This window comes from uncultured Eubacterium sp. (genome assembly GCF_937958975.1).
GTDB lineage: Bacteria > Bacillota > Clostridia > Lachnospirales > Lachnospiraceae > Eubacterium_G.
In genome coordinates this window covers 101997-122483 of record NZ_CALGRE010000036.1, presented here as the reverse complement: position 1 = coordinate 122483, position 20487 = coordinate 101997, and the positions used below count along the sequence as shown (strand labels likewise).

General features: G+C 37.0%; 22 protein-coding genes. 19 read left to right on the top strand and 3 right to left on the bottom strand.

Going from position 1 to position 20487, the window contains the following annotated elements; genetic code table 11:
- The first annotated feature begins 219 nt into the window (after positions 1 to 219).
- The 6 genes from trkA to Q5O86_RS05955 all read left to right on the top strand — a co-directional run bounded on the left by trkA (position 220) and on the right by Q5O86_RS05955 (position 6427).
- Positions 220 to 1578, top strand: coding sequence for a Trk system potassium transporter TrkA (gene trkA / locus Q5O86_RS05980; RefSeq protein WP_302626234.1), 1359 nt, complete (start codon positions 220 to 222; stop codon positions 1576 to 1578).
- A gap of 22 nt (positions 1579 to 1600) precedes the next feature.
- Positions 1601 to 3058 carry a TrkH family potassium uptake protein gene (locus tag Q5O86_RS05975; protein ID WP_302626233.1) on the top strand — a complete coding sequence of 486 codons (1458 nt, stop codon included), beginning with the start codon at positions 1601 to 1603 and terminating at the stop codon, positions 3056 to 3058.
- A 29-nt stretch (positions 3059 to 3087) separates the two neighbouring features.
- Positions 3088 to 3738 (top strand): HAD family phosphatase, encoded by a 651-nt coding sequence (locus Q5O86_RS05970; protein ID WP_302626232.1) that lies wholly within the window; start codon positions 3088 to 3090, stop codon positions 3736 to 3738.
- A gap of 120 nt (positions 3739 to 3858) precedes the next feature.
- Positions 3859 to 5115 (top strand): TrkH family potassium uptake protein, encoded by a 1257-nt coding sequence (locus tag Q5O86_RS05965; RefSeq protein ID WP_368074745.1) that lies wholly within the window; start codon positions 3859 to 3861, stop codon positions 5113 to 5115.
- Positions 5116 to 5126: 11 nt separating this feature from the next.
- Entirely contained in the window at positions 5127 to 5774 is a 648-nt protein-coding gene (locus tag Q5O86_RS05960; RefSeq protein ID WP_302626230.1) for a TrkA family potassium uptake protein, read from the top strand.
- A 50-nt stretch (positions 5775 to 5824) separates the two neighbouring features.
- Positions 5825 to 6427, top strand: a complete 603-nt coding sequence (locus Q5O86_RS05955; protein WP_302626229.1) for a phosphoribosylanthranilate isomerase — start codon at positions 5825 to 5827, stop codon at positions 6425 to 6427.
- Between the two features lie 3 nt (positions 6428 to 6430).
- Here the strand turns inward: Q5O86_RS05955 and Q5O86_RS05950 are convergent, their stop codons facing one another.
- Both Q5O86_RS05950 and Q5O86_RS05945 read right to left on the bottom strand, forming a co-directional pair.
- Positions 6431 to 6565 (bottom strand): hypothetical protein, encoded by a 135-nt coding sequence (locus Q5O86_RS05950; protein ID WP_302626228.1) that lies wholly within the window; start codon positions 6563 to 6565, stop codon positions 6431 to 6433.
- 12 nt (positions 6566 to 6577) lie between these two features.
- Positions 6578 to 7843, bottom strand: coding sequence for a DNA repair protein (locus Q5O86_RS05945; RefSeq protein ID WP_302626227.1), 1266 nt, complete (start codon positions 7841 to 7843; stop codon positions 6578 to 6580).
- Between the two features lie 155 nt (positions 7844 to 7998).
- On the opposite strand from Q5O86_RS05945, the gene Q5O86_RS05940 reads away from it, so the two are divergent.
- The 4 genes from Q5O86_RS05940 to Q5O86_RS05925 all read left to right on the top strand — a co-directional run bounded on the left by Q5O86_RS05940 (position 7999) and on the right by Q5O86_RS05925 (position 11962).
- Complete coding sequence (locus tag Q5O86_RS05940) at positions 7999 to 8370, top strand: GntR family transcriptional regulator (protein ID WP_302626226.1); 372 nt, start codon at positions 7999 to 8001, stop codon at positions 8368 to 8370.
- 68 nt (positions 8371 to 8438) lie between these two features.
- Positions 8439 to 9308 carry an ABC transporter ATP-binding protein gene (locus tag Q5O86_RS05935; protein ID WP_302626225.1) on the top strand — a complete coding sequence of 290 codons (870 nt, stop codon included), beginning with the start codon at positions 8439 to 8441 and terminating at the stop codon, positions 9306 to 9308.
- Complete coding sequence (locus Q5O86_RS05930) at positions 9295 to 9969, top strand: ABC-2 transporter permease (protein ID WP_302626224.1); 675 nt, start codon at positions 9295 to 9297, stop codon at positions 9967 to 9969. Before Q5O86_RS05935 ends, Q5O86_RS05930 begins: the two co-directional genes overlap by 14 nt.
- Before the next feature lie 94 nt (positions 9970 to 10063).
- Complete coding sequence (locus Q5O86_RS05925; RefSeq protein WP_302626223.1) at positions 10064 to 11962, top strand: glycoside hydrolase family 16 protein; 1899 nt, start codon at positions 10064 to 10066, stop codon at positions 11960 to 11962.
- Between the two features lie 95 nt (positions 11963 to 12057).
- Here the strand turns inward: Q5O86_RS05925 and Q5O86_RS05920 are convergent, their stop codons facing one another.
- Positions 12058 to 12945: a LysR family transcriptional regulator gene (locus Q5O86_RS05920; protein ID WP_302626222.1), complete on the bottom strand. Its 888-nt coding sequence runs from the start codon at positions 12943 to 12945 to the stop codon at positions 12058 to 12060.
- A 175-nt stretch (positions 12946 to 13120) separates the two neighbouring features.
- On the opposite strand from Q5O86_RS05920, the gene Q5O86_RS05915 reads away from it, so the two are divergent.
- From Q5O86_RS05915 to ispG, 9 genes are all read left to right on the top strand, one after another.
- Positions 13121 to 13348, top strand: coding sequence for a hypothetical protein (locus tag Q5O86_RS05915; protein WP_302626221.1), 228 nt, complete (start codon positions 13121 to 13123; stop codon positions 13346 to 13348).
- Between the two features lie 40 nt (positions 13349 to 13388).
- A complete protein-coding gene (locus Q5O86_RS05910; RefSeq protein WP_302626220.1) occupies positions 13389 to 13823 on the top strand; it encodes a cupin domain-containing protein in 435 nt (144 codons plus the stop codon).
- Positions 13824 to 14016: 193 nt separating this feature from the next.
- A complete protein-coding gene (pyrH, locus tag Q5O86_RS05905; RefSeq protein ID WP_302626219.1) occupies positions 14017 to 14712 on the top strand; it encodes a UMP kinase in 696 nt (231 codons plus the stop codon).
- Between the two features lie 17 nt (positions 14713 to 14729).
- Complete coding sequence (gene frr, locus Q5O86_RS05900) at positions 14730 to 15284, top strand: ribosome recycling factor (protein WP_302626218.1); 555 nt, start codon at positions 14730 to 14732, stop codon at positions 15282 to 15284.
- Between the two features lie 104 nt (positions 15285 to 15388).
- Positions 15389 to 16120, top strand: coding sequence for an isoprenyl transferase (locus tag Q5O86_RS05895; RefSeq protein WP_302626217.1), 732 nt, complete (start codon positions 15389 to 15391; stop codon positions 16118 to 16120).
- 2 nt (positions 16121 to 16122) lie between these two features.
- Positions 16123 to 16944 (top strand): phosphatidate cytidylyltransferase, encoded by an 822-nt coding sequence (locus Q5O86_RS05890; protein WP_302626216.1) that lies wholly within the window; start codon positions 16123 to 16125, stop codon positions 16942 to 16944.
- Positions 16945 to 16953: 9 nt separating this feature from the next.
- Positions 16954 to 18096, top strand: coding sequence for a 1-deoxy-D-xylulose-5-phosphate reductoisomerase (locus Q5O86_RS05885; RefSeq protein ID WP_302626215.1), 1143 nt, complete (start codon positions 16954 to 16956; stop codon positions 18094 to 18096).
- 2 nt (positions 18097 to 18098) lie between these two features.
- A complete protein-coding gene (gene rseP / locus Q5O86_RS05880; RefSeq protein ID WP_302626214.1) occupies positions 18099 to 19403 on the top strand; it encodes an RIP metalloprotease RseP in 1305 nt (434 codons plus the stop codon).
- A gap of 28 nt (positions 19404 to 19431) precedes the next feature.
- A complete protein-coding gene (ispG, locus tag Q5O86_RS05875; protein ID WP_302626213.1) occupies positions 19432 to 20487 on the top strand; it encodes a flavodoxin-dependent (E)-4-hydroxy-3-methylbut-2-enyl-diphosphate synthase in 1056 nt (351 codons plus the stop codon).

Below are 20487 nucleotides of genomic sequence, written 5' to 3'. Positions count from 1 at the left end.
ATATAGCAGGAAAGCTTTTATATTGACAGTGTAAAAATAAGTCATTTATATATAAATTTTGTCGCAACAATCTTTAAGAGGTGCTGATAAAATTATATATGAATGACTTATTGCTTTGTAGTGACAGTGGCTATTGATTTTCTACTGATAAGTTATATAATGATTTAGTAGTATTAAAATTATGTTCTACATACATTCTTGAAGTAGGAGGAGAAGCAGTTGAGAATTATTATTGCCGGTGATGGAAAGGTCGGAGTGACTCTGACTAGAAAGTTATCTGCGGAAGGATATGATTTAACAGTAATTGACTCAAATCCAAAAGTTTTAGAGGCAAGTCTTGAGAGATATGATGTGATGGCAGTACACGGAAACTGTGCGTTGATGTCAGTTCTAGAGGAGGCGGAAGTCGAGAAGACGGATTTACTTATTGCAGCCACAAGTGCGGACGAGATTAATTTACTGTGCTGTATGACCGCGCATCAGATGAATCCCAATTTACATACAATAGCCAGAATCCGAAATCCGGAGTATAGTGAGCAGATTTATCGCATGAGGGATGCATTTGCGCTTTCTATGACCGTTAATCCCGAAAAGCAGGCGGCGGTAGAAATTGAGCGTCTTTTAAAATATCCGGGTTTTCTACAGCGAGATACTTTTGCAAAAGGAAAAGTAGAAATTGTAGAACTGAGAATAGATAAAAACAGTGTATTGAAAGATGTATCTTTAAATGAATTATATAGTATTATTAAATGCAAAGTTTTGGTCTGTGCGGTAAGGCGTAACGGAGTAGTGGAGGCGCCGGACGGTAATTTTATATTAAAAGAAGGTGACAGAATTTATGTTACTGCTCCAAGATTTAATATGACCATACTTTTAAAAAATCTTGGCATAATAACACATAAGGTGAAGAAAATCATGATATGTGGGGGAGGAAGAGTAAGTTACTATTTAGCCAGACAATTAGAGAATACGGGTATCTCGGTTAAAATTATAGAAGAAAATGCGGATAGGGCGAGACAGTTGGCAGAATTGCTTCCAAATGTTACAGTGATTTGTGGCGATGCAAGCAGACGTACTCTTTTAGAGAGTCAGGGAATTGAAAATTGCGATGCCTTAGTAACACTTACCGGAATGGATGAATTAAATATTATTATCTCCTTATATGCTAAAAATTGTGGTGTTCCACAGGTAATAACGAAGGTAGCGCATACTGAAAAAAGTAATATACAGGATACGCTGGAGCTTGGAAGTATTGTTTGTCCAAAAGAATTGTGCTGCAATACTATTGTAAGGTATGTAAGAGCATTGGAGGCTCAGACAGGGGCTGCAATTGCTGTACACAGTATTGTTGACGGACAGGCAGAGGCATTGGAATTTAGAGTTGGTGAGCATACGAAATATTGTGGAATGTTATTAAAAGACATAAAGGTTAAAAAGAATGTATTAATTGTATGTATTACGCATAGAGGTAGAACGGTGATTCCTAATGGTGAGTCGAAATTTGAGCTGGGAGATACCGTTATTGTTGTTGCCACAGGAGATACCGTGATACATCAGTTAAATGACATTTTTGAGTGAGCGGGAGGAAACAGAAAAGAAAATGAACTATAAAGTAATGGGGCGGTTTATATCAAAAATACTTACAGTAGAAGCTGTTTTTATGATTCCTGCATTGTGCATAAGTCTTTTTGACGGAGACCATCGTGCAAGTTCCAGTTTTATTTTTAGTATATTGATAATTCTTCTGGTGTCAGCGATTCTGTTTGCTGCATGTCATGGAGCTAAGCAGAGGTTTTTTGCGAAAGAAGGCTTATTTTGTGTCGGAATCGGGTGGATAGTGCTAAGTTTGCTCGGCTGCCTTCCTTTTTACATTTCAGGGGAAATACCAAGATTTATTGATGCTTTATTCGAGATGGTATCGGGTTTTACGACAACAGGTGCTTCCATATTGCCGGAGGTTGAAAGTTTATCCAGAGGAATTCTCTATTGGAGAAGTTTCAGTCACTGGCTGGGTGGTATGGGAGTATTAGTATTTTTACTTGCAATTGCGCCGGCGAACGGAAGAAGCAACAGATTTACCATGCATTTATTAAGAGCGGAAAGCCCGGGACCGGATGTAGGAAAATTGGCGCCACGAATGCGTGATACTGCTAAAATACTATATTTACTCTATGTTTTTCTTACAGTTCTCAATGTTATTTTTTTGCTGCTAGGGAGAATGCCGGTGTTCGATGCAGTGTGTACCGCGCTTGGCACGGCAGGTACGGGAGGATTTGGTATAAAGAATGACAGCATAGCGGGATATAGCCCATATATACAAAATGTTTGTACAGTTTTTATGCTGCTGTTTGGCGTAAACTTTAGCTGTTACTATTTGATTATTCTAAAGAAAATACGCACTGTAATCAAAGATGGAGAGTTAAAGTTATATTTGGGACTGGTGTTAGCAAGTACCGTGGCAATAACCATGAATATTTATCATTTATTTGACAATATTGGAAATGCATTTCATCATGCATCTTTTACGGTAGCCAGTATTATTACGACAACGGGTTTTGCTACAGAAAATTTTGACACATGGCCTAACTTTTCCAAAGCTATTTTGCTGACGCTTATGATGATTGGCGCATGTGCAGGAAGTACAGGGGGAGGCTTCAAATGTGGAAGATTGCTGATATTAATTAAAAGTGTAAGACGTGGAATCAGAAAAACGTTGAATCCGAATAAAATTGAAGTTGTGAGAAATAATGGACATGTGGTCAGTGAAAAGGTTGTTGAGGGAACTAATGTATATGTGGCTGCATATTTTCTGATTATTTTTATCAGTTTTCTGCTGGTCGCTATTGATGGGCTTACAATTACAACCAATATTTCAGCAGTTATTTCATGCTTTAATAATATAGGTCCGGGTTTGGAACTTGTTGGTCCTGCCTGTAATTACGGTATGTTTGGCGATTTTTCAAAAATTGTGTTAATTATAGATATGTTAGCGGGAAGACTTGAGATTTTTCCGATATTAATATTGTTTTCCAAAGATGTATGGAGCCATAAAAGATAATTATTTTATAGAAATAAAATGGAGAAAAAATGGTAAAAGCAGTTATTTTTGATATGGATGGTTTGATGATAGACAGCGAGAGAGTTACCTTTGAGGGATATAAAAAAGTAATGGAATCTATGGGATATATCATAACAGAAGAATTTTACAAGACGGTTCTCGGAATTACTGCGAGAGAGGGCGGAGAAAAGTTTAGAAAAAAATATGGCGGGAGTTTTCCGTTTGAAAAGATATTAGAGCAGGTTCATGAATATATGGAAAATGTATTTGATACCGAAGGGGTCCCGGTGAAAAAGGGGCTTATCCATTTATTGGAGTTTTTGAAGAAAAATAATTACAAAACTGTGGTTGCGACTTCCAGTGACAGAAAAAGAGTAGATAAGATTTTAAAGAGCGCAAAGCTGGATAACTACTTTGATGCATCAATTTGTGGGGATGAAGTTATATGTGGAAAGCCAAATCCGGAGGTTTTTTTAAGAGCATGTGAAAAAATTCGTATTATGCCAGAGGAAGCTTTGGTGTTAGAGGATTCGGAAGCAGGAATTTTGGCAGCAAACGCAGGAAAAATAAAGGTAATCTGCATTCCGGATATGAAATATCCGGAATGTAAGACTGCAAAGTTAGCATATAAGATAATGAATAATTTAGATGAAGTAAAGTTATTTATCGAAGCTTTGTGATACAGGGTAGACGTGCAATAAGGAGGTATTATGAAAGCAGGAAGGCATAGACATCTGTCAACCTCTCAATTTATTTTTGTAGGCTTTTTTATCGTGATTATTATTGGAAGCTTTTTATTAATGTTGCCATGTGCAACCAGACAAGAAGGAGGAGCTTCTTTTTTTGATTCCCTTTTTACTGCAACATCAGCTGTATGTGTTACAGGTCTGGTTGTACAGGATACAGCCACATACTGGTCGGGGTTCGGTCAGACCGTCATACTTTTTTTGATACAGATTGGTGGAATGGGAGTTATAACGATAGCAATTTCCCTTACAGTTTTATCCGGTAAGAAAATTGGATTAATGCAGAGAAGTGTTATGCAGGAGGCGATTGCGGCACCCAAGATAGAAGGAATCGTAAAGATGACAGGATTTATCATCAGGACAACAGTTATGGTAGAGCTGATAGGGGCAATGCTGATGTATCCGTTATTCTATAAAGAGGTTGGCGTATGGAAGGGAATCTGGTATTCTTTATTTCATTCAATCTCAGCTTTTTGTAATGCCGGTTTCGACCTTATGGGATATAAGAGTCAGTATTCTTCGTTAACTCATTTTGCAGCGACACCGGTAATTAATATTATTGTTATGTTACTTATATTAATTGGTGGAATCGGGTTTGTTACATGGGATGATATTAAAGTTCATAAATGGCATTTTAGGCATTATAGGATGCAGAGTAAGGTGATATTGACGATTACGGTCGGATTGATTATTGTCCCTGCATTATATTTTTATTTTTGTGAATTTTCAAGAGAAGCATGGAATGGGATATCTGTATCGGAGAAGATTCAAATGTCGTTATTTCAGTCAGTTACACCGAGGACAGCAGGATTTAATACAGCAGATTTAACGAAATTGACTGGAGCAGGGCAGCTGATTATGATTATGTTAATGTTTGTGGGCGGTGCCACAGGTTCTACAGCAGGGGGAATGAAAATTACCACTGTGGCTGTACTTTTTGCTACGGCGTTTGCCGTATTTCAGAGAAAGTCTGATGCACATTTATTTAGGAGAAGAATTTCAGTTGAAGTTGTAAGGTGTGCTGCCACCATCCTTCTTTTATATGTATTTTTATTTCTTACCGGTGGGATAATCATAAGTATAGTAGATGGAGTTCCGATTATTGATTCTCTGTTTGAGACGGCATCTGCTATATGTACTGTAGGATTGACATTGGGAATTACACCGCATGTGGGAGCTATATCGAGAATTGTTTTGATAATTTTAATGTTTTTTGGCAGAGTTGGAGGACTTACAATAATTTTTGCGGCGTTTTCCAGCAAGAAGCCTAGTGTTTCAAAATTACCGGAAGAAAAGATTATGGTAGGATAAGGAGAATTAAAATGAAATCAGTTTTATTAATTGGACTTGGGAGATTTGGCAGGCATATAGCAAAGAAACTTGATGAATTAAATCATGAAGTTTTGGCAGTTGATAAAAAAGAAGATAGGGTGAATGCAGTTTTGTCTTTTGTGACGAGCGCCCAAATAGGGGATAGTACAAACAAAGAATTTTTATATTCATTGGGAATTAGGAACTTTGATGTTTGCATTGTCGCTATCGGTGATGATTTTCAAAATTCTTTGGAAACAACTTCCCTGTTAAAAGAGTTGGGAGCAGAGCTGGTTGTATCAAGAGCGGCAAGAGATGTCCATGCGAAGTTTTTATTGAGAAATGGTGCAGACGAAGTGGTTTATCCCGAAAAACAGTTGGCAAGATGGACTGCAATAAGATATACCGCAAATCATATATTTGATTATATTGAGCTGGGAGAAGACTGCTCTGTAGTAGAAGTGGGAATACCAAAGCAATGGTTCGGAAAAACAGTTGAAGATATTGCAATAAGGAAACATTTTAATATCAATATAATGGCTTTGAGACATGATGGAAAGCTGGACCTCAATATTATGCCGGATACAGAGTTAATGGAGGGGGATAATATGTTGGTTTTGGGAAGAAACCGGGATATACAAAAATGTTTTCGTATCTGATTGTCTATAAGTTATCGTAAAACAAAGTTGTATTATAAAGGAAGTGTGCGATGAAAATAAAAGTTTGTGGGCTGACTACTCCCAGGGAGGCAGAGTATTTAAATAGAAATAATGTAGATTTTGCCGGAATGGTTTTGTTTTTTCCAAAGAGTAAAAGAAATATTACAATAGAACAGGCAAAAGAGATTATGGGGGCGTTAGATGATAATATAAAAACAGTTGCAGTTGTTGTAGCGCCGGTTATTGACGAAGCTGTAAAGATACAGGAGGCAGGTTTTGATTACATTCAGATTCATGGAGAAATACCGCAGGGATTTTTTGAAAAGATAAATATCCCTGTGCTAAAAGCATTTAATGTGAATGATATAGATAAATACGAGGAGTATCATAAATGTCAGGCAATATGCGGTTATGTGTTTGATGCATCTGAACCGGGAAGTGGGAAAACCTTTGATTGGAAATTGGTGCAAAATATTCCAAGGGATGAAAAACTGTTGCTTTTAGCAGGGGGATTAAATTATGATAATGTGATTTCTGCAATTCAATATGTACAACCTGACGGTGTAGACGTTTCTTCCGGCGTTGAACGGGATTGTGGCTTTGGTAAAGATGGCGCTAAAATCGACAGATTTGTACATAAATGTAGAGAATAATATTTATTTTGATACTTGCTCTGTTTTTTCCTGTTCTTTTTTTTGCAGCGCTGTTTCTAAGCCTTTTAGAGCAGAGAAAGGCATAAATTGTTTTGCTCTGTCAGCAATAGCCATTTTTATTTTTGTTTTTTTATTCATAAGGACCTCCGTTTATTCACCGCTTTTATGTCCACCAATCTGCATATTGCGTTCTATTGTGGTGGCATTGTCCAATAAATCCATTCCTCTTATAATGGCATTTTTTCCGAAGCGGTTTTTAATATCAATAACTGTTTTTTGAATCTTCCTGTTTCGTTCCAATTCTTCGTTGTCAGTGAAAAAGCTGTATTGCCTATAATTTTCGTGCATTACATTGTTGCAGGTTATGCAAATACGTCGTATATGAAGGTTACAATTAACGATTCGTTCATATAATCTGCATACGGCATCAATGATTACGATATCTGCATTGGTCTCTATATCTAAATTTACAGTGCCATGGGCAGGAGCAGTATTAAGTGCTCTGGAGTAGCCTACATGCAGTGTTACAGAGTTGGTTACAAGTTCTTTTTCCACTAAATCCAGACATAATAAATCTATCATTTCTTTTACAATTAATTTACCCTCATCAAAAGCGTAATCACGCATTAGAACTTGTCCGCTGGAGAGACAGCTGTGTTTCGGTTTATAATTTTTTATATCTTTTATGGTAACAGGTTCTCTTCCCCAGGCGTGGTCTATTAAAAGCTCTGCATCTATGCCGAATGTACGATATAACAAATCTTCATTTGTTTCTGTAATCTCTTTCATCGTATAAATTCCAAGTGAAGCAAGCCTTTTGGCAATTCCATGTCCAATATGCCAGAAATCGGTGAGCGGTCTGTGTGTCCACAAATTTTTTTGATATAAATCTTCGTCTAAATATCCAACAAAATCTTTTGAATGTTTTGCTGTAATGTCTAAGGCTACTTTGGTCAGATACAGATTGGTGCCAACGCCACATGCAGCATACAATCCCAGACTGTTATAAATGTCAGCTATAATTTTTTGACCAAGTTCTATGGCGTTCAGATTATATAGTGATAAATAATCTGTGACATCTAAAAAAGCTTCATCGATGGAATAGACATGAATGTCATCCTTTGAAATGTAATTCAGGTAAATATCATAAATTTCAGCGGCATAATGAATATATAATTTCATGCGTGGAGAAGCAGTAATGTAGTTTATATTTTGTGGAATTTCAAAAACGCGGCAGCGGTTTTTTACCCCAAGTGCTTTCATGGAAGGTGAAACAGCCAGACATATAGTTTTATCTGTACGGGTCATATCTGCCACAACTAAATTTTCAGTCATTGGGTTCAGTCCCCGCTCTACACATTCTACAGAAGCATAAAATGACTTTAAATCAATACATAAATAATAGCGTTGTTTCATATCTATTCCTCCCTGGTGCAAACATATGTTTGGTTATATTATAATTCAGATATTATAAAAAAATAGTGGAAAGTTATGGAAAGGTATTGACATACTGTTATTACTGTATATAATGTAATATATACAGTATATACAAAAAAGACTGGAGGTAAACATTGAAAATAATTATATCAAATCAGTCTGAACTTCCGATTTATGCGCAGATTCGAGAGCAGATAAAGGAGCAGATATTAAATGGCGAGATAGAAGAGGGATATGTTCTCCCATCTATCAGAAGCTTAGCAAGAGATGTAGGAGTGAGCGTTATTACAACGACCAGGGCATACAATGATTTAGAGCAGGAGGGCTTTATAGCTACAATGCAGGGAAAAGGAAGCGTTGTATTGTCAAAGAATAATAAGATTGTCAGAGAACAATACCTTGTAAGGATTGAGCAGGGAATAGAGACAGCGGTACAGACTGCCAAGCGTATTGGAATGACAAAATCAGAGGTGAAGAATATCGTGGATTCTATATGGAAAGATTAAAATGATGTTGTGGGTTTTCGAGTGAATGAATAAGACAAAAGCTAAACAATAGCGGAATGGAGATGGATATGAATATTTTAGAGATTAGAAATTTGAATAAACAGTATAAAGATTTTTCTCTTAAAAACATTAATCTTACAATCCCGTCAGGTTATATTATGGGATATGTAGGACAAAACGGAGCGGGAAAGACCAGTACAATTAATATGATTAATCACATTTGTAAGTTTAAGGAAGGAACAATTAAAATTAATGGTATACGCTACGAGGATAATCCGGTTAAGTATAAAGAGAGTATCGCATACATAGGAGATGAATCTTTCTTTTCAAAAAATGCTAAGATAAAGCTGATTCGGAAAACTTTGAAAGATTTTTACCCTACGTTTGATGAGGAAAAATTTAATAGTCTAATAAAAAAATATGGACTGCCTGAAAATAAAAAGATTGACAATTTTTCCAGAGGAATGAAAGTTAAGCTGATGTTTGCTACCGTTTTTTCAAGAGATTCTAAACTTATGATTTTAGATGAGGCTACAAATGGATTAGACCCGGTGGTAAGAGATGAACTTCTTTCTGATTTGCAGGCTTATATTGAGAATGGAGAGAGAAGTATACTGTTTTCTACGCATGTTTTAAGTGATTTAGAAGAAATTGCAGACTATATCGCATTTATTGACAGAGGAGAAATTGTTCTCGATAAGCCAAAGGATGAGATGATAGAAGATTATATGTTGGTAAAAGGTGACTTTGACAAGTTAACTTATGAACATAAAAAATATTTGATTGGGTTAGAGAAAAAGGCTTATTATTTTGAGGCGATTATAAAGAGTGAAGAAGCAGAAAAACTGGGAGGCGGATTTACGTTTGAAAAACCGGAAATAGCACAGATTATGCTACACAGCATAAAGGAAAGGAGAGAAAAAAATGAACGCAATTAAATTTATGAAATATGATTTGAGAAGAAGTAAATATGTAATATTGCTGTCGGTTGTCCTATTCACCCCACTGTCAGCTTTGATGGGATATAATGTAAATGGAATATTTTCAGTGTTTTGTTATATGGCATTGGTGGTAATGATTGGTCCGGCTACATTGTTTACATATGAGCAGAAAACAGATTGTGGTTTTGACAATATGCTGCCGGGTACGGATATGGAGCGTGTGGCAGGCAGATATCTGGTAGGAGTTTTTTTTATTGCATTTGAGTTGGCTTTGGGATTCATTACAGCGTTTATTATGAGTAATGTTTTTTCTATGAAGATGATAAATATCACAGTTACTGTTTTATATTTTATTGCAGTGACCCTTATTTATCTTACACTATCCAATACTTTATTTTATAGTATCGGAAGAACGGCGAATCCACAGATAAAAAGTCTTTTAATCATGATACCGGCAATAGTGTTATGGGGAGGAGCAAATATGGTGATGGACATACTGACGGAAGATGGAAATACAACTAAGTTAGAAGGAATTATGTCGTTTATTATAAATCATGTCAAATCTATCGGGATAATAGCCGTTGTTGTTGGAGTACTATTATACATTTCGGGAATTTTATGGTGTACGAAGATTGTAAAAAAGAAAGATTTTAGATAGAGATAAACTTGACTTTTTCCTAAGAGTTCGCCATTATAAAAAAAAGATAATATATCAGATTTGAAGAGGAAATTTGATAAAAAAGGAGGATTAGATGCACATATTATTGAAAAGAGCGGTATCAGTGATAATGGCGGCAGCACTTGTTTTCGGTGGTATTGTTATCACAAACAGACAGGAAAAGGAGGTTCAGGCAGCAGGAAGTTATAAGCTTGTCTGGAGTGATGAGTTTAATGGAACACAACTGGACAGAAACAATTGGAATGTTGAAGTAAATGGTTATGGGGGATGGAATAATGAGTTACAATACTATTGTGACAGCCCAGAGAATATCGAGGTGAGCGATGGAACTTTAAAACTGAGGGCATTAAAGAAGCAGTATCAGGGAAAAGAGTACACATCGGCGAGATTAAATACACAGAATAAAGTGACTGTACATCATGGAAGGATTGAGGCGAGAATTAAGCTGCCGAAGTTTATGGGAGCATTTCCGGCGTTTTGGATGATGGGGACAAATGGCCTCACCTGGCCGAAATGTGGTGAGATTGATATTATGGAAGCAGTCAATAACGAATCTGTTATTTATGGTACAGCACATTGGGCATGCGATTATACAAGCAATGAGGAAGGATATGACAGTAATGGCTCAAGTACAGGTGCAGCCGGTATTAATATTGATATTACGCAGTGGCATACATATGGGGTAGAGTGGACTGCGGACAGAATTACATGGTATGTTGACGATAAGAGTTATCATTCCGTTGAAATAACTTCTGCAAAGCAGATGGAAGAACTGGCAATTCCGTGTTATCTTCTTTTGAATTTTGCGGTAGGTGGAGATTGGCCGGGATTTGATATTGATGATTCTGCACTTCCTGCAACGATGGAAGTAGATTATGTCAGAGCTTATGAAAAGATAGATTCTGGTGAAACAATTGTCACGGGAGTTCGTGATTCTGTAGCAGAACACGGTGGAACATGGACTGCCGATATCGGTTCATGGGCAAATGCAGGAGGTTCTATGTCAGCGGCATCCAGCCCCGCAGATGGATTTCAGCTCAATCTTTCCGCTGTTGGAAATAATGAATGGGGAGTTCAGGCAAAACTTTCTAATCTGAGTTATATTCCGGGACATAGTTATAAGTTTCAATGTACTTTGACATCAAGTATTAATAAAAATGTGTTTATTAAGGTTGAGGGAGATGAGCTTACAGAACTTGCAGCAGATTATGTTAGTCTGAAAGCGAATACACCATATACTTATGAAAAAGAAGTGTTTATCCCGAATGGTTATACAGGTTCTGTGATGTTGTTGATTGCCCCGGGCGGTTCTGTTAATGGTGAAAATATTGCAGAAGCAACAGCAATGAATTTGAAAGTGACAGATGTGTCATTTGCAACCCGGGTGGAGATAGAAGATGGTACGACAGAAAAGGTGACTGAGGTGTCAACAGAAGAACCAACAACAGTTTATATGAAGACAGCAGAAATTCAGATTCATGGATATCAGATTAGCGCACCACTGGATGGAATCAGGACAGTATACTCTGTGGATAAGGCAAATGAGAATGTTGAAGAAGTAGGTCTTGTGTATGGGTTGTCGAATCGGGCTTCGGAAAACGAGATTTATGTAGAAAGCAGTAATCCATATGTAGCCTCTGTTCATGGTACACAAAACGGAAAGTCATCTGTCAATTTTAGCGATTCACAGACGGCTACAAGCTATGTGATGACTATGATGTTTGGAGATATATCTTCAGAATTTTTTAAAGAAGGTATTTATGTCAGAGCATATGTAAAATATACGAATGGAGATTATACATACAGCAATATTAAAAAGTTTTCGGTATATTCCATAGCTGACGAGTTATATACAAAGCGTATGATGAACAATATCAGTGCACACAACTATTTATACACAAGAATACTCAGTAGTGTGAAGCCGGATTATAAAGAGGTAGATTATAACTGGGGAAGTACAATTGTGCCATAATTTCAAAGCATCAGCCTTTTCTTTTTATAGAAAAGGCTGATGCTTTTTATGCAATAAAAGAATTGTTTTTCAGAAAAGTTTTTTGGATTCATATATTATTTGCAGGCATCAATCTTTTTCACAAGTCTTTTTAAAAAATGATTAGCAGCTTTAGAGAATATCTGATACCGTTTCCATATTACGGAAAGACCTACGGTAGTTACCGGTTCTAGTGGAATAAAGGTAAGCATACTGTTACCGCTGGTATTTACAAGGTGGTCTAATGTTAAAGCTGCTCCCATGCCCTGTTCCACAAGGAGAGTAGCATTATATATTAGGTTGAATGTTGCCCGGATATTCATTTGCTCAGGGTGTATTCCAAGAATTTCGGGAAAATATCTTCCCTCTAACATTCGTTTAGACACTAAAAGGGGAATATCTAAAAGAGTATGGATTGGAAGTGACTTTTGTGAGGAAAGAGGGTGGTCTTTTCTCATTAAAAGTCCATAAGTATCCTTATATGGAAGTGAAATGGATTCATACTTTCTATAGTCGGCAGGTTCAATTACGACACCAAAGTCAATCAATCCTTTGTCAATCCGGTCCATAACATCATCTGCATTTCCACTGTATAAATGAAATGTAATATCCGGAAATTCCAGATTCATTTCCATCATCAGTTCCGCAAGAATGCGCATAGCAATAGTCTCACCACCACCGATATAAATATCGCCACTGATATGTTCATCAAAATTATGAAATTCAGCCTCTGTTTTGTCCATAAGAGAGGTGATTTCTTCTGCACGCTTTCTGAGTAACATTCCCTCGTCAGTTAAAGTGATGTTACGCTTACCTCTTATCAGAAGCCGGGTACCGAGTTCATCTTCTAATTCTTTTAGTTGCCGTGAAAGTGTAGGCTGGGTTATATGTAAATATTCCGCGGCTCTGGAAATATTTTCTTCTCTGGCAACAGCTAAAAAATATCGTAAAACTCTAATATCCATAATATTCTCCATTTGTGATTTTTCATTTAAAGTAATGTGTTAAACTCTTTTTAATAAAATAACATTTCAATATTATGCCTGTCAAGCATGGTATAAGATTTGATATAGGTATTATACAATAAAGCCGGGTGTTAGTATAATTTATTTATAAAGTGTGAGGAGGCGAGTAGTTAGTTTGGATAAGGAAAATCAATGTACCATTATGTGTTTGGAGGATATAGGATGTAGTCAGGAGATTATAGACCAGTATATCAAACTTAGAAAGGAAAAGGATTTAGAAGGAATGATAAAGCTTTTGTCATGTCAGAAATGTCGGCTGCTTGATAAAATTCATGGGGAACAGAAAAAATTAGACTGTATTGATTATATAATATTCCATTTGAAGAAGGAATTAAATCAATAAAAGATGATTTTACATTTATATATAGAAAGAAGGTTATAAAATGAAAGTAATAAGTGAGGAAATGTTTGAGAAAGAGAATGTTTTTGGCCGTGGTGAGGCAAATACTGCTTTTGCACAATATTTTGTTGGAAATTCTTACTTAAATCCGTTGACAGTACCGGCAGAATGTCCGGTATTTCTGGCAAATGTAACATTTGAACCGGGGTGTAGAAATAATTGGCATATTCATCATGCAACAAAAGGAGGGGGACAGCTTCTTATTTGTACAGCCGGTGAGGGATGGTATCAGGAGGAAGGAAAAGACGCTATCAGCCTTGTGCCGGGTACAGTAATAACAATTCCACCGGAAGTAAAACACTGGCATGGAGCAAAGAAAGATAGTTGGTTTAGTCATATTGCAGTAGAAGTGCCGGGGGAAAATACGAGTAATGAGTGGTGTGAACCTGTAAATAATGAGCTTTATAATAGACTATAAATAAATGCCGCATATCCCGATTATAAAACGGAAATGCGGCATTTATCATATAAAATGTTCCTCAAAAACAATAAAGGATGGACAGATAATTATCTTGGTTCTTCCAATATAATCCTTTATTTTTTTATGGTTATATGTTATTCTATTCCTAGATTTTTAAATTAGAAAAAGACAAATAGAAGAGGAATAGGAAATGAACAGAGTTTTACTGAAGTTAAGTGGTGAAGCCTTAGCCGGAGATAAGAAAACCGGATTTGATGAGGAGACTTGTGTTGCGGTGGCAAAGCAGGTAAAATCTATTGTCGATAAAGGGGTTCAGGTGGCTATTGTTATTGGTGGAGGAAATTTCTGGAGAGGAAGAACCAGCAATAAAATAGACAGACCTAAGGCAGATGGTATTGGAATGCTGGCAACAATTATGAATTGCATATATGTGTCAGAAATTTTCAGGACAGAAGGAATGGATACCAATGTATATACGCCTTTCACATGCGGTACATGGACAAAGTTGTTTTCTAAAGATGAGGCAGTGCAGGACTTAAAGAATGGAAAGGTAATCTTTTTTGCAGGCGGAACAGGACATCCATATTTTTCTACAGATATGACTATGGTTCTCAGAGCAATAGAAATCGAGGCAGATTGTATTTTAGGAGCCAAAGCGATTGATGGTGTTTACGATAGCGACCCGGCGAAAAATCCGAATGCCAAGAAATATGATGAACTTCCGATATCGAAAATCGTTGATGACAGACTGGGTGTTATAGATTTGGCAGCAAGCGTTCTGGCAATGGAAAATAAAATGCCAATGCTTCTATTTGGATTAAATGAAGAAGACAGCATTAATAAAGCTGTATCAGGAGAAAAGATAGGAACAAAAATAACCGTATAAATTAAAGGAGTAATATTATGGAAGAATTATTGATGACATATGAGGAAAAAATGGAAAAGTCACTGGGAAATTTGAATAGTGATTTTTCTACAATCAGGGCAGGAAGAGCAAACCCACATATTTTAGATAAAATAAAAGTTGATTATTATGGTACACCGACACCAATTCAGCAGGTTGGTAATGTTTCTGTGCCGGAAGCGAGAATGATTTGTATTCAGCCTTGGGACACTTCCATTTTAAAAGAAGTGGAGAGAGCTATTATTGCATCAGATATTGGAATTACACCAACAAATGACGGAAAATTAATTCGCCTTGTATTTCCTGAACTTACAGAGGAAAGAAGAAAAGAATTAGTGAAAGATGTGAAGAAAAAAGGAGAAAATGCAAAAGTAGCAATCAGAAATATTAGAAGAGACGCTATTGATACGATTAAGAAAAAAGGAAAAGAGGACGGAATTTCTGAAGATGAAATTAAAGAATATCAGGATGATGTTCAGAAGTCTACAGATGCTTATGTCCAGAAAATTGATGCGGCGGTAGAGGCAAAATCGGACGAAATAATGACAGTTTAGAAAAAAATATATAGTGTAATCTGTCAGGATACACTAAAAGAAAATAGGAGGAAACGAAGGTTTCCTCTATTTTCGGTTTTGAGAAGAACGATTAAGGAGAGACTATGGCACAAAAAATAGATATAACAGGGCTTAATATTCCTGAACATGTGGCTATCATATTAGATGGGAACGGACGTTGGGCGAAAAAGCGTTTTTTACCGAGAAACGCAGGTCATGCAGCAGGGGCAAAAAACGTAGAAAAAATTATAGAAGATGCGCATGATATGGGAATAAAATACATTACGATGTATGCCTTTTCCACGGAAAACTGGAACCGGCCCGAAGATGAAGTGAAGGCGCTTATGAAATTATTGAGAAATTACTTAAAAGACTGCATAGAACGCGCCAATAAAAATAATATGAAAGTAAGTGTTATTGGAGACAAAACAAGGCTGGATGCGGATATTATTGATAAAATTAATGAATTAGAGGCATGTTCAAAAGAGAATACGGGGATTCATTTTATCATTGCATTAAATTATGGAAGCCGTGACGAGATAAAACGTGCCACAAAGAAAATTGCTGAGGATTGTAAACGTGGCATAATTGATATAGAGGATATTTCAGAAGATTTGATTGGAAGATATCTTGACACAGCAGATGTACCTGACCCGGATTTACTCATTAGAACCAGCGGGGAAATTAGATTGTCAAATTATCTGTTGTGGCAGCTGGCTTATACGGAGTTTTATTTTACAGATGTTTTATGGCCGGATTTTGACAAGGAAGAACTAAAGAAGGCTATTGTTAAGTATAACCAGAGAGACAGAAGATTCGGAGGGGTAAAGGCGTAGATATGGTTTTGAAAAAGTTTGCAAATAAGTCTTTCTTGACAAGACTTTTAAGTGGAATCGTTTTGGTAGCATTGATTCTTGCGACAATTATTCCCGGTGGAAATATTTTGTTTGCAGCAAATTTATTGATATCGCTTATCGGTGTATATGAATTATATAAAGTGCTTGGAATCGAAAAAAAGTTACCGGGAATTACCGGATATGTGGCGGTGATTTCATATTATCTGCTTTTGTTCATGGGAAAAACACATAATATGGGTATACTTATGGTTGTGTTTTTGATTGCATTACTGGCACAATATGTTTTTTTGTTTCCGGAGTTTAAGACAGAAGAAATCTCGAATGCCATAATGTGTATGTTATATGCAGGGGTTATGCTCTCATATATTTACAATGTGAGAATGGAGGAAAACGGTGCATACACCGTATGGCTCATTTTTCTCTGTTCCTGGGGAAGTGATACATGTGCATATTTAGCAGGCGTGGCATTCGGAAAACATAAGATGGCGCCCGTATTAAGTCCAAAGAAGTCCGTCGAGGGAGCTGTGGGTGGCGTTATCGGCGCGGCGGTATTAGGTGCGGTTTATGCTGCAATCTTTTTTGACCAACTGAGTCTTACAAATCCAATCTTAACATTTGCGATTATTTGTGCGGTTGGTGCAGGGATATCTATGGTTGGAGACTTGGCAGCATCGGCAATCAAAAGAAATCATAATATAAAAGATTATGGAAATATAATTCCGGGACACGGCGGAATTATGGATAGATTTGATAGTGTGATATATGTTGCACCGATTATCTGGGTTTTGTTACAGATTTTTTAAGGAGAATCAATGAAAAATATTACAATACTTGGCTCTACGGGTTCTATAGGGACACAGACCCTGGACATTGTAAGAGCAAATAAAGATTTAAATGTTGTGGCAATTGCTGCGGGTTCCAATGTAAAAAAATTAGAAGAACAGGTGAGGGAATTTCGACCGGAAATTGTCTGCGTTTATAATGAAAATGCAGCATCTGACTTAAAAGTAGCTATTGCAGATACAAATGTAAAAGTTGTATCAGGTATGGAGGGACTGATAGAGACCGCTATATATGAAACATCACAGATTGTTGTTACTGCATTTGTCGGAATGATAGGAATCCGTCCTACATTGGAGGCAATTAAGGCAGGAAAGGATATTGCTCTGGCAAACAAGGAAACCTTAGTTACGGCAGGACATCTTGTAATAAAAGCTGCAAAGGATTATGGGGTAAAAATTCTTCCGGTAGACAGTGAACACAGTGCTATTTTTCAATCATTAAACGGAGAAAATAAAAAAGAAATAGATAAAATTCTTTTGACGGCTTCCGGTGGTCCTTTTAGAGGATGGAACAGAGAACAGATGAAAAATGTCAGAGTGGAGGATGCATTAAAGCATCCAAACTGGACAATGGGACAAAAAATAACAATTGACTCTGCAACGATGGTCAATAAGGGATTAGAAGTAATAGAGGCAAAGTGGTTATTTGATGTCGATTTCGAAGATGTACAGGTGGTTGTACAGCCGCAGAGCCTGATTCATTCTATGGTACAATTCAGGGATGGAGCAATTATGGCACAGCTTGGAACTCCTGATATGAGGCTTCCGATTCAGTATGCCTTATATTATCCTGAAAGGAGAGTGTTATCAGGGGAGCGTGTAGATTTTGGAAAAGTTGCTCAGATAACTTTTGAAAATCCGGATATGGACAATTTTATTGGATTAAAGATGGCATATGAAGCGGGAAGGATTGGAGGCTCTATGCCTACAGTGTTTAATGCTGCAAATGAGAGGGCTGTCGCAAAATTCCTAGACCGGAAAATCGGATTTTTAGACATAACAGATATAATACAATATTGTATGAAGGAGCATAAAAAGATAGAGAATCCTTCCGTAAATGAAATATTAGAAATAGAACAATGGGCATATGAGCTTATTGAGAACAGGTGGTAATCATGCAGACATTTATTAGTATAGTAATAGCTTTAATTATTTTCGGTGTATTAGTGTTGATACATGAGTTCGGACATTTTATTGTTGCGAGAAAAAATGGAGTTACGGTCAATGAGTTTTCCATTGGTATGGGACCAAGAATTTATAGTTATACAGCAAAGAGTGGAACAAAATACTCCTTTAAAATTTTTCCGATTGGCGGCTCTTGTGCAATGCTTGGAGAAGACGAGGATAATGACGAAGAGGGGTCCTTTAATTCTAAATCTATTTGGGCGAGAATGGCTATTATATTTGCCGGACCGTTTTTTAATTTTATTCTGGCGTTTTTGTTGGCGCTTATTGTAATCGGTGCAAAGGGAGCAGACATTTCATATGTAACCTCCGTTGACGAGAACTCAGCAGCCTATCAGGCGGGATTGAGACAGGGGGACCAAATTACAAAATTTAATGGTGCACACGCAACACTTGGAAGAGAAATTTACTTAGAGGAGTATGTGAATCCTTTAGATGGCAGTGATATTACCATTTCTTTTATAAGAAATGGTGAAAAACAAACGATATCCTATAAGCCGGATACGGAAAAGAGAGCAATTGTCGGCATGCAGTACACTCCGGATGATACAGAGGCGGAAATTAGTCAGGTAACGAAAAAGTCTGCAATGGAGGATGCCGGTGTACAGATTGGTGATGTTGTAACAGAAATTGATGGTACAAAAATTTCTACAGGAAAACAGCTGGGTGAATATATTAATGCGCATCCGTTTGGTGAAGAGGAAGTGAACCTTACCCTGAACAGAAAAGGAAAAGAAATTAAGGTTGTATTGAAACCTCAGGTGTCAGAGATTGCAAATAGAGGTTTTGTGTATAATTTAGCAAGAGAGAAACAGTCTGTAGGCGGTGTGATAAAATATAGCCTTACGGAGGTCAGATATGAGATTGCAATGGTATTAAAGAGTCTCAAGATGCTTGTTACAGGTCAGGTATCAGCAAACGAAATCTCCGGACCGGTAGGAATTGTTAATGTAATCGGTGATACTTATTCGTCCACAAAATCGGCTGGCGCGGCAATCACCATACTCACATTGCTTAATCTGGCAATTATGTTGAGTGCGAACCTTGGAGTAATGAATCTTCTACCGATACCGGCATTAGATGGAGGACGAATTTTCCTATATTTGATTGAAATTATTACGAGAAAGCCGATACCAAAAGAGAAAGAAGGCATGATACATTTTGTCGGTTTTGTATTACTGATGGCGCTTATGGTATTTTTAGTATTTAACGACATTAGAAAACTAATACCATGATTTTGCTAATAAAAAAGAGGTATAGGCTATGTATAGAAATAACACAAAGGTAATCCGAATTGGAAATAAGGTGATTGGCGGCGGAAATCCAATCATGATTCAGTCTATGACGAACACAAAGACTGAGGATGTAGAGGCAACGGTAAAGCAGATTCAAGAGCTGGAGGAAGCCGGATGTGACATTATAAGATGTGCAGTACCTACAATGGAAGCAGCAAAAGCCATTGCAGAGATAAAAAAGCATATTTCAATACCGCTTGTTGCAGACATTCATTTTGATTACAGATTAGCTATTGCAGCAATAGAAAATGGTGCGGATAAGATTCGGATTAATCCGGGAAACATTGGAGATATCGAGAAAGTAAGAGCAGTAGTGAATGCGGCAAAGGCGAAGAATATTCCTATTAGAGTGGGGGTCAACAGTGGTTCGCTGGAGAAAGATATTTTGGAGAAGTACGGCAGGGTTACAGCGGAAGGTATTGTTGAAAGTGCTTTAGACAAAGTAAAAGTGATAGAAGATTTAGGTTATGATAATCTTGTAATCAGTATAAAGTCGTCGGATGTTATGATGTGCGTAAAAGCACACGAACTGATAGCACAAAAAACAGATTATCCACTGCATGTAGGAATTACAGAATCCGGTACGGTTACATCCGGAAATATTAAATCAGCGCTCGGACTCGGTCTGATTTTAAATCAGGGAATTGGTGATACAATCAGAGTTTCTCTGACAGGAGAGCCTGTGGAAGAAATTAGAAGTGCCAAATTAATATTAAAAACATTGGGATTGAGAAAAGGTGGAATTTCCGTTGTTTCCTGTCCGACATGCGGCAGAACACAGATTGATTTGATTGGCTTAGCAGAAAAAGTAGAAACTATGGTTACAAAATATGATTTAGATATCAAAGTTGCCGTAATGGGATGTGTAGTGAATGGTCCGGGAGAAGCAAGAGAGGCAGACATCGGTATTGCCGGGGGTAAAGGTGAGGGATTACTCATCAAAAAAGGTGAAATAATTAAAAAAGTGCCGGAAGAAGAATTGTTGAATGTCCTTGAAGAGGAATTGAAGAATTGGAGGAACTAA

Bases quoted from the DNA above. Each gene is read 5' to 3' on its own strand.
- Q5O86_RS05920 (WP_302626222.1), bottom strand. From the start codon at position 12,945: ATGGATATTAGAGTTTTACGATATTTTTTAGCTGTTGCCAGAGAAGAA.
- Q5O86_RS05965 (WP_368074745.1), top strand. From the start codon at position 3,859: ATGTTGCCATGTGCAACCAGACAAGAAGGAGGAGCTTCTTTTTTTGAT.
- Q5O86_RS05960 (WP_302626230.1), top strand. From the start codon at position 5,127: ATGAAATCAGTTTTATTAATTGGACTTGGGAGATTTGGCAGGCATATA.
- rseP (WP_302626214.1), top strand. From the start codon at position 18,099: ATGCAGACATTTATTAGTATAGTAATAGCTTTAATTATTTTCGGTGTA.
- pyrH (WP_302626219.1), top strand. From the start codon at position 14,017: ATGAACAGAGTTTTACTGAAGTTAAGTGGTGAAGCCTTAGCCGGAGAT.
- Q5O86_RS05890 (WP_302626216.1), top strand. From the start codon at position 16,123: ATGGTTTTGAAAAAGTTTGCAAATAAGTCTTTCTTGACAAGACTTTTA.
- Q5O86_RS05970 (WP_302626232.1), top strand. From the start codon at position 3,088: ATGGTAAAAGCAGTTATTTTTGATATGGATGGTTTGATGATAGACAGC.
- Q5O86_RS05885 (WP_302626215.1), top strand. From the start codon at position 16,954: ATGAAAAATATTACAATACTTGGCTCTACGGGTTCTATAGGGACACAG.
- Q5O86_RS05925 (WP_302626223.1), top strand. From the start codon at position 10,064: ATGCACATATTATTGAAAAGAGCGGTATCAGTGATAATGGCGGCAGCA.
- Q5O86_RS05950 (WP_302626228.1), bottom strand. From the start codon at position 6,565: ATGAATAAAAAAACAAAAATAAAAATGGCTATTGCTGACAGAGCAAAA.
- Q5O86_RS05945 (WP_302626227.1), bottom strand. From the start codon at position 7,843: ATGAAACAACGCTATTATTTATGTATTGATTTAAAGTCATTTTATGCT.
- Q5O86_RS05930 (WP_302626224.1), top strand. From the start codon at position 9,295: ATGAACGCAATTAAATTTATGAAATATGATTTGAGAAGAAGTAAATAT.
- ispG (WP_302626213.1), top strand. From the start codon at position 19,432: ATGTATAGAAATAACACAAAGGTAATCCGAATTGGAAATAAGGTGATT.
- Q5O86_RS05895 (WP_302626217.1), top strand. From the start codon at position 15,389: ATGGCACAAAAAATAGATATAACAGGGCTTAATATTCCTGAACATGTG.
- Q5O86_RS05975 (WP_302626233.1), top strand. From the start codon at position 1,601: ATGAACTATAAAGTAATGGGGCGGTTTATATCAAAAATACTTACAGTA.
- Q5O86_RS05955 (WP_302626229.1), top strand. From the start codon at position 5,825: ATGAAAATAAAAGTTTGTGGGCTGACTACTCCCAGGGAGGCAGAGTAT.
- Q5O86_RS05935 (WP_302626225.1), top strand. From the start codon at position 8,439: ATGAATATTTTAGAGATTAGAAATTTGAATAAACAGTATAAAGATTTT.
- Q5O86_RS05910 (WP_302626220.1), top strand. From the start codon at position 13,389: ATGAAAGTAATAAGTGAGGAAATGTTTGAGAAAGAGAATGTTTTTGGC.
- frr (WP_302626218.1), top strand. From the start codon at position 14,730: ATGGAAGAATTATTGATGACATATGAGGAAAAAATGGAAAAGTCACTG.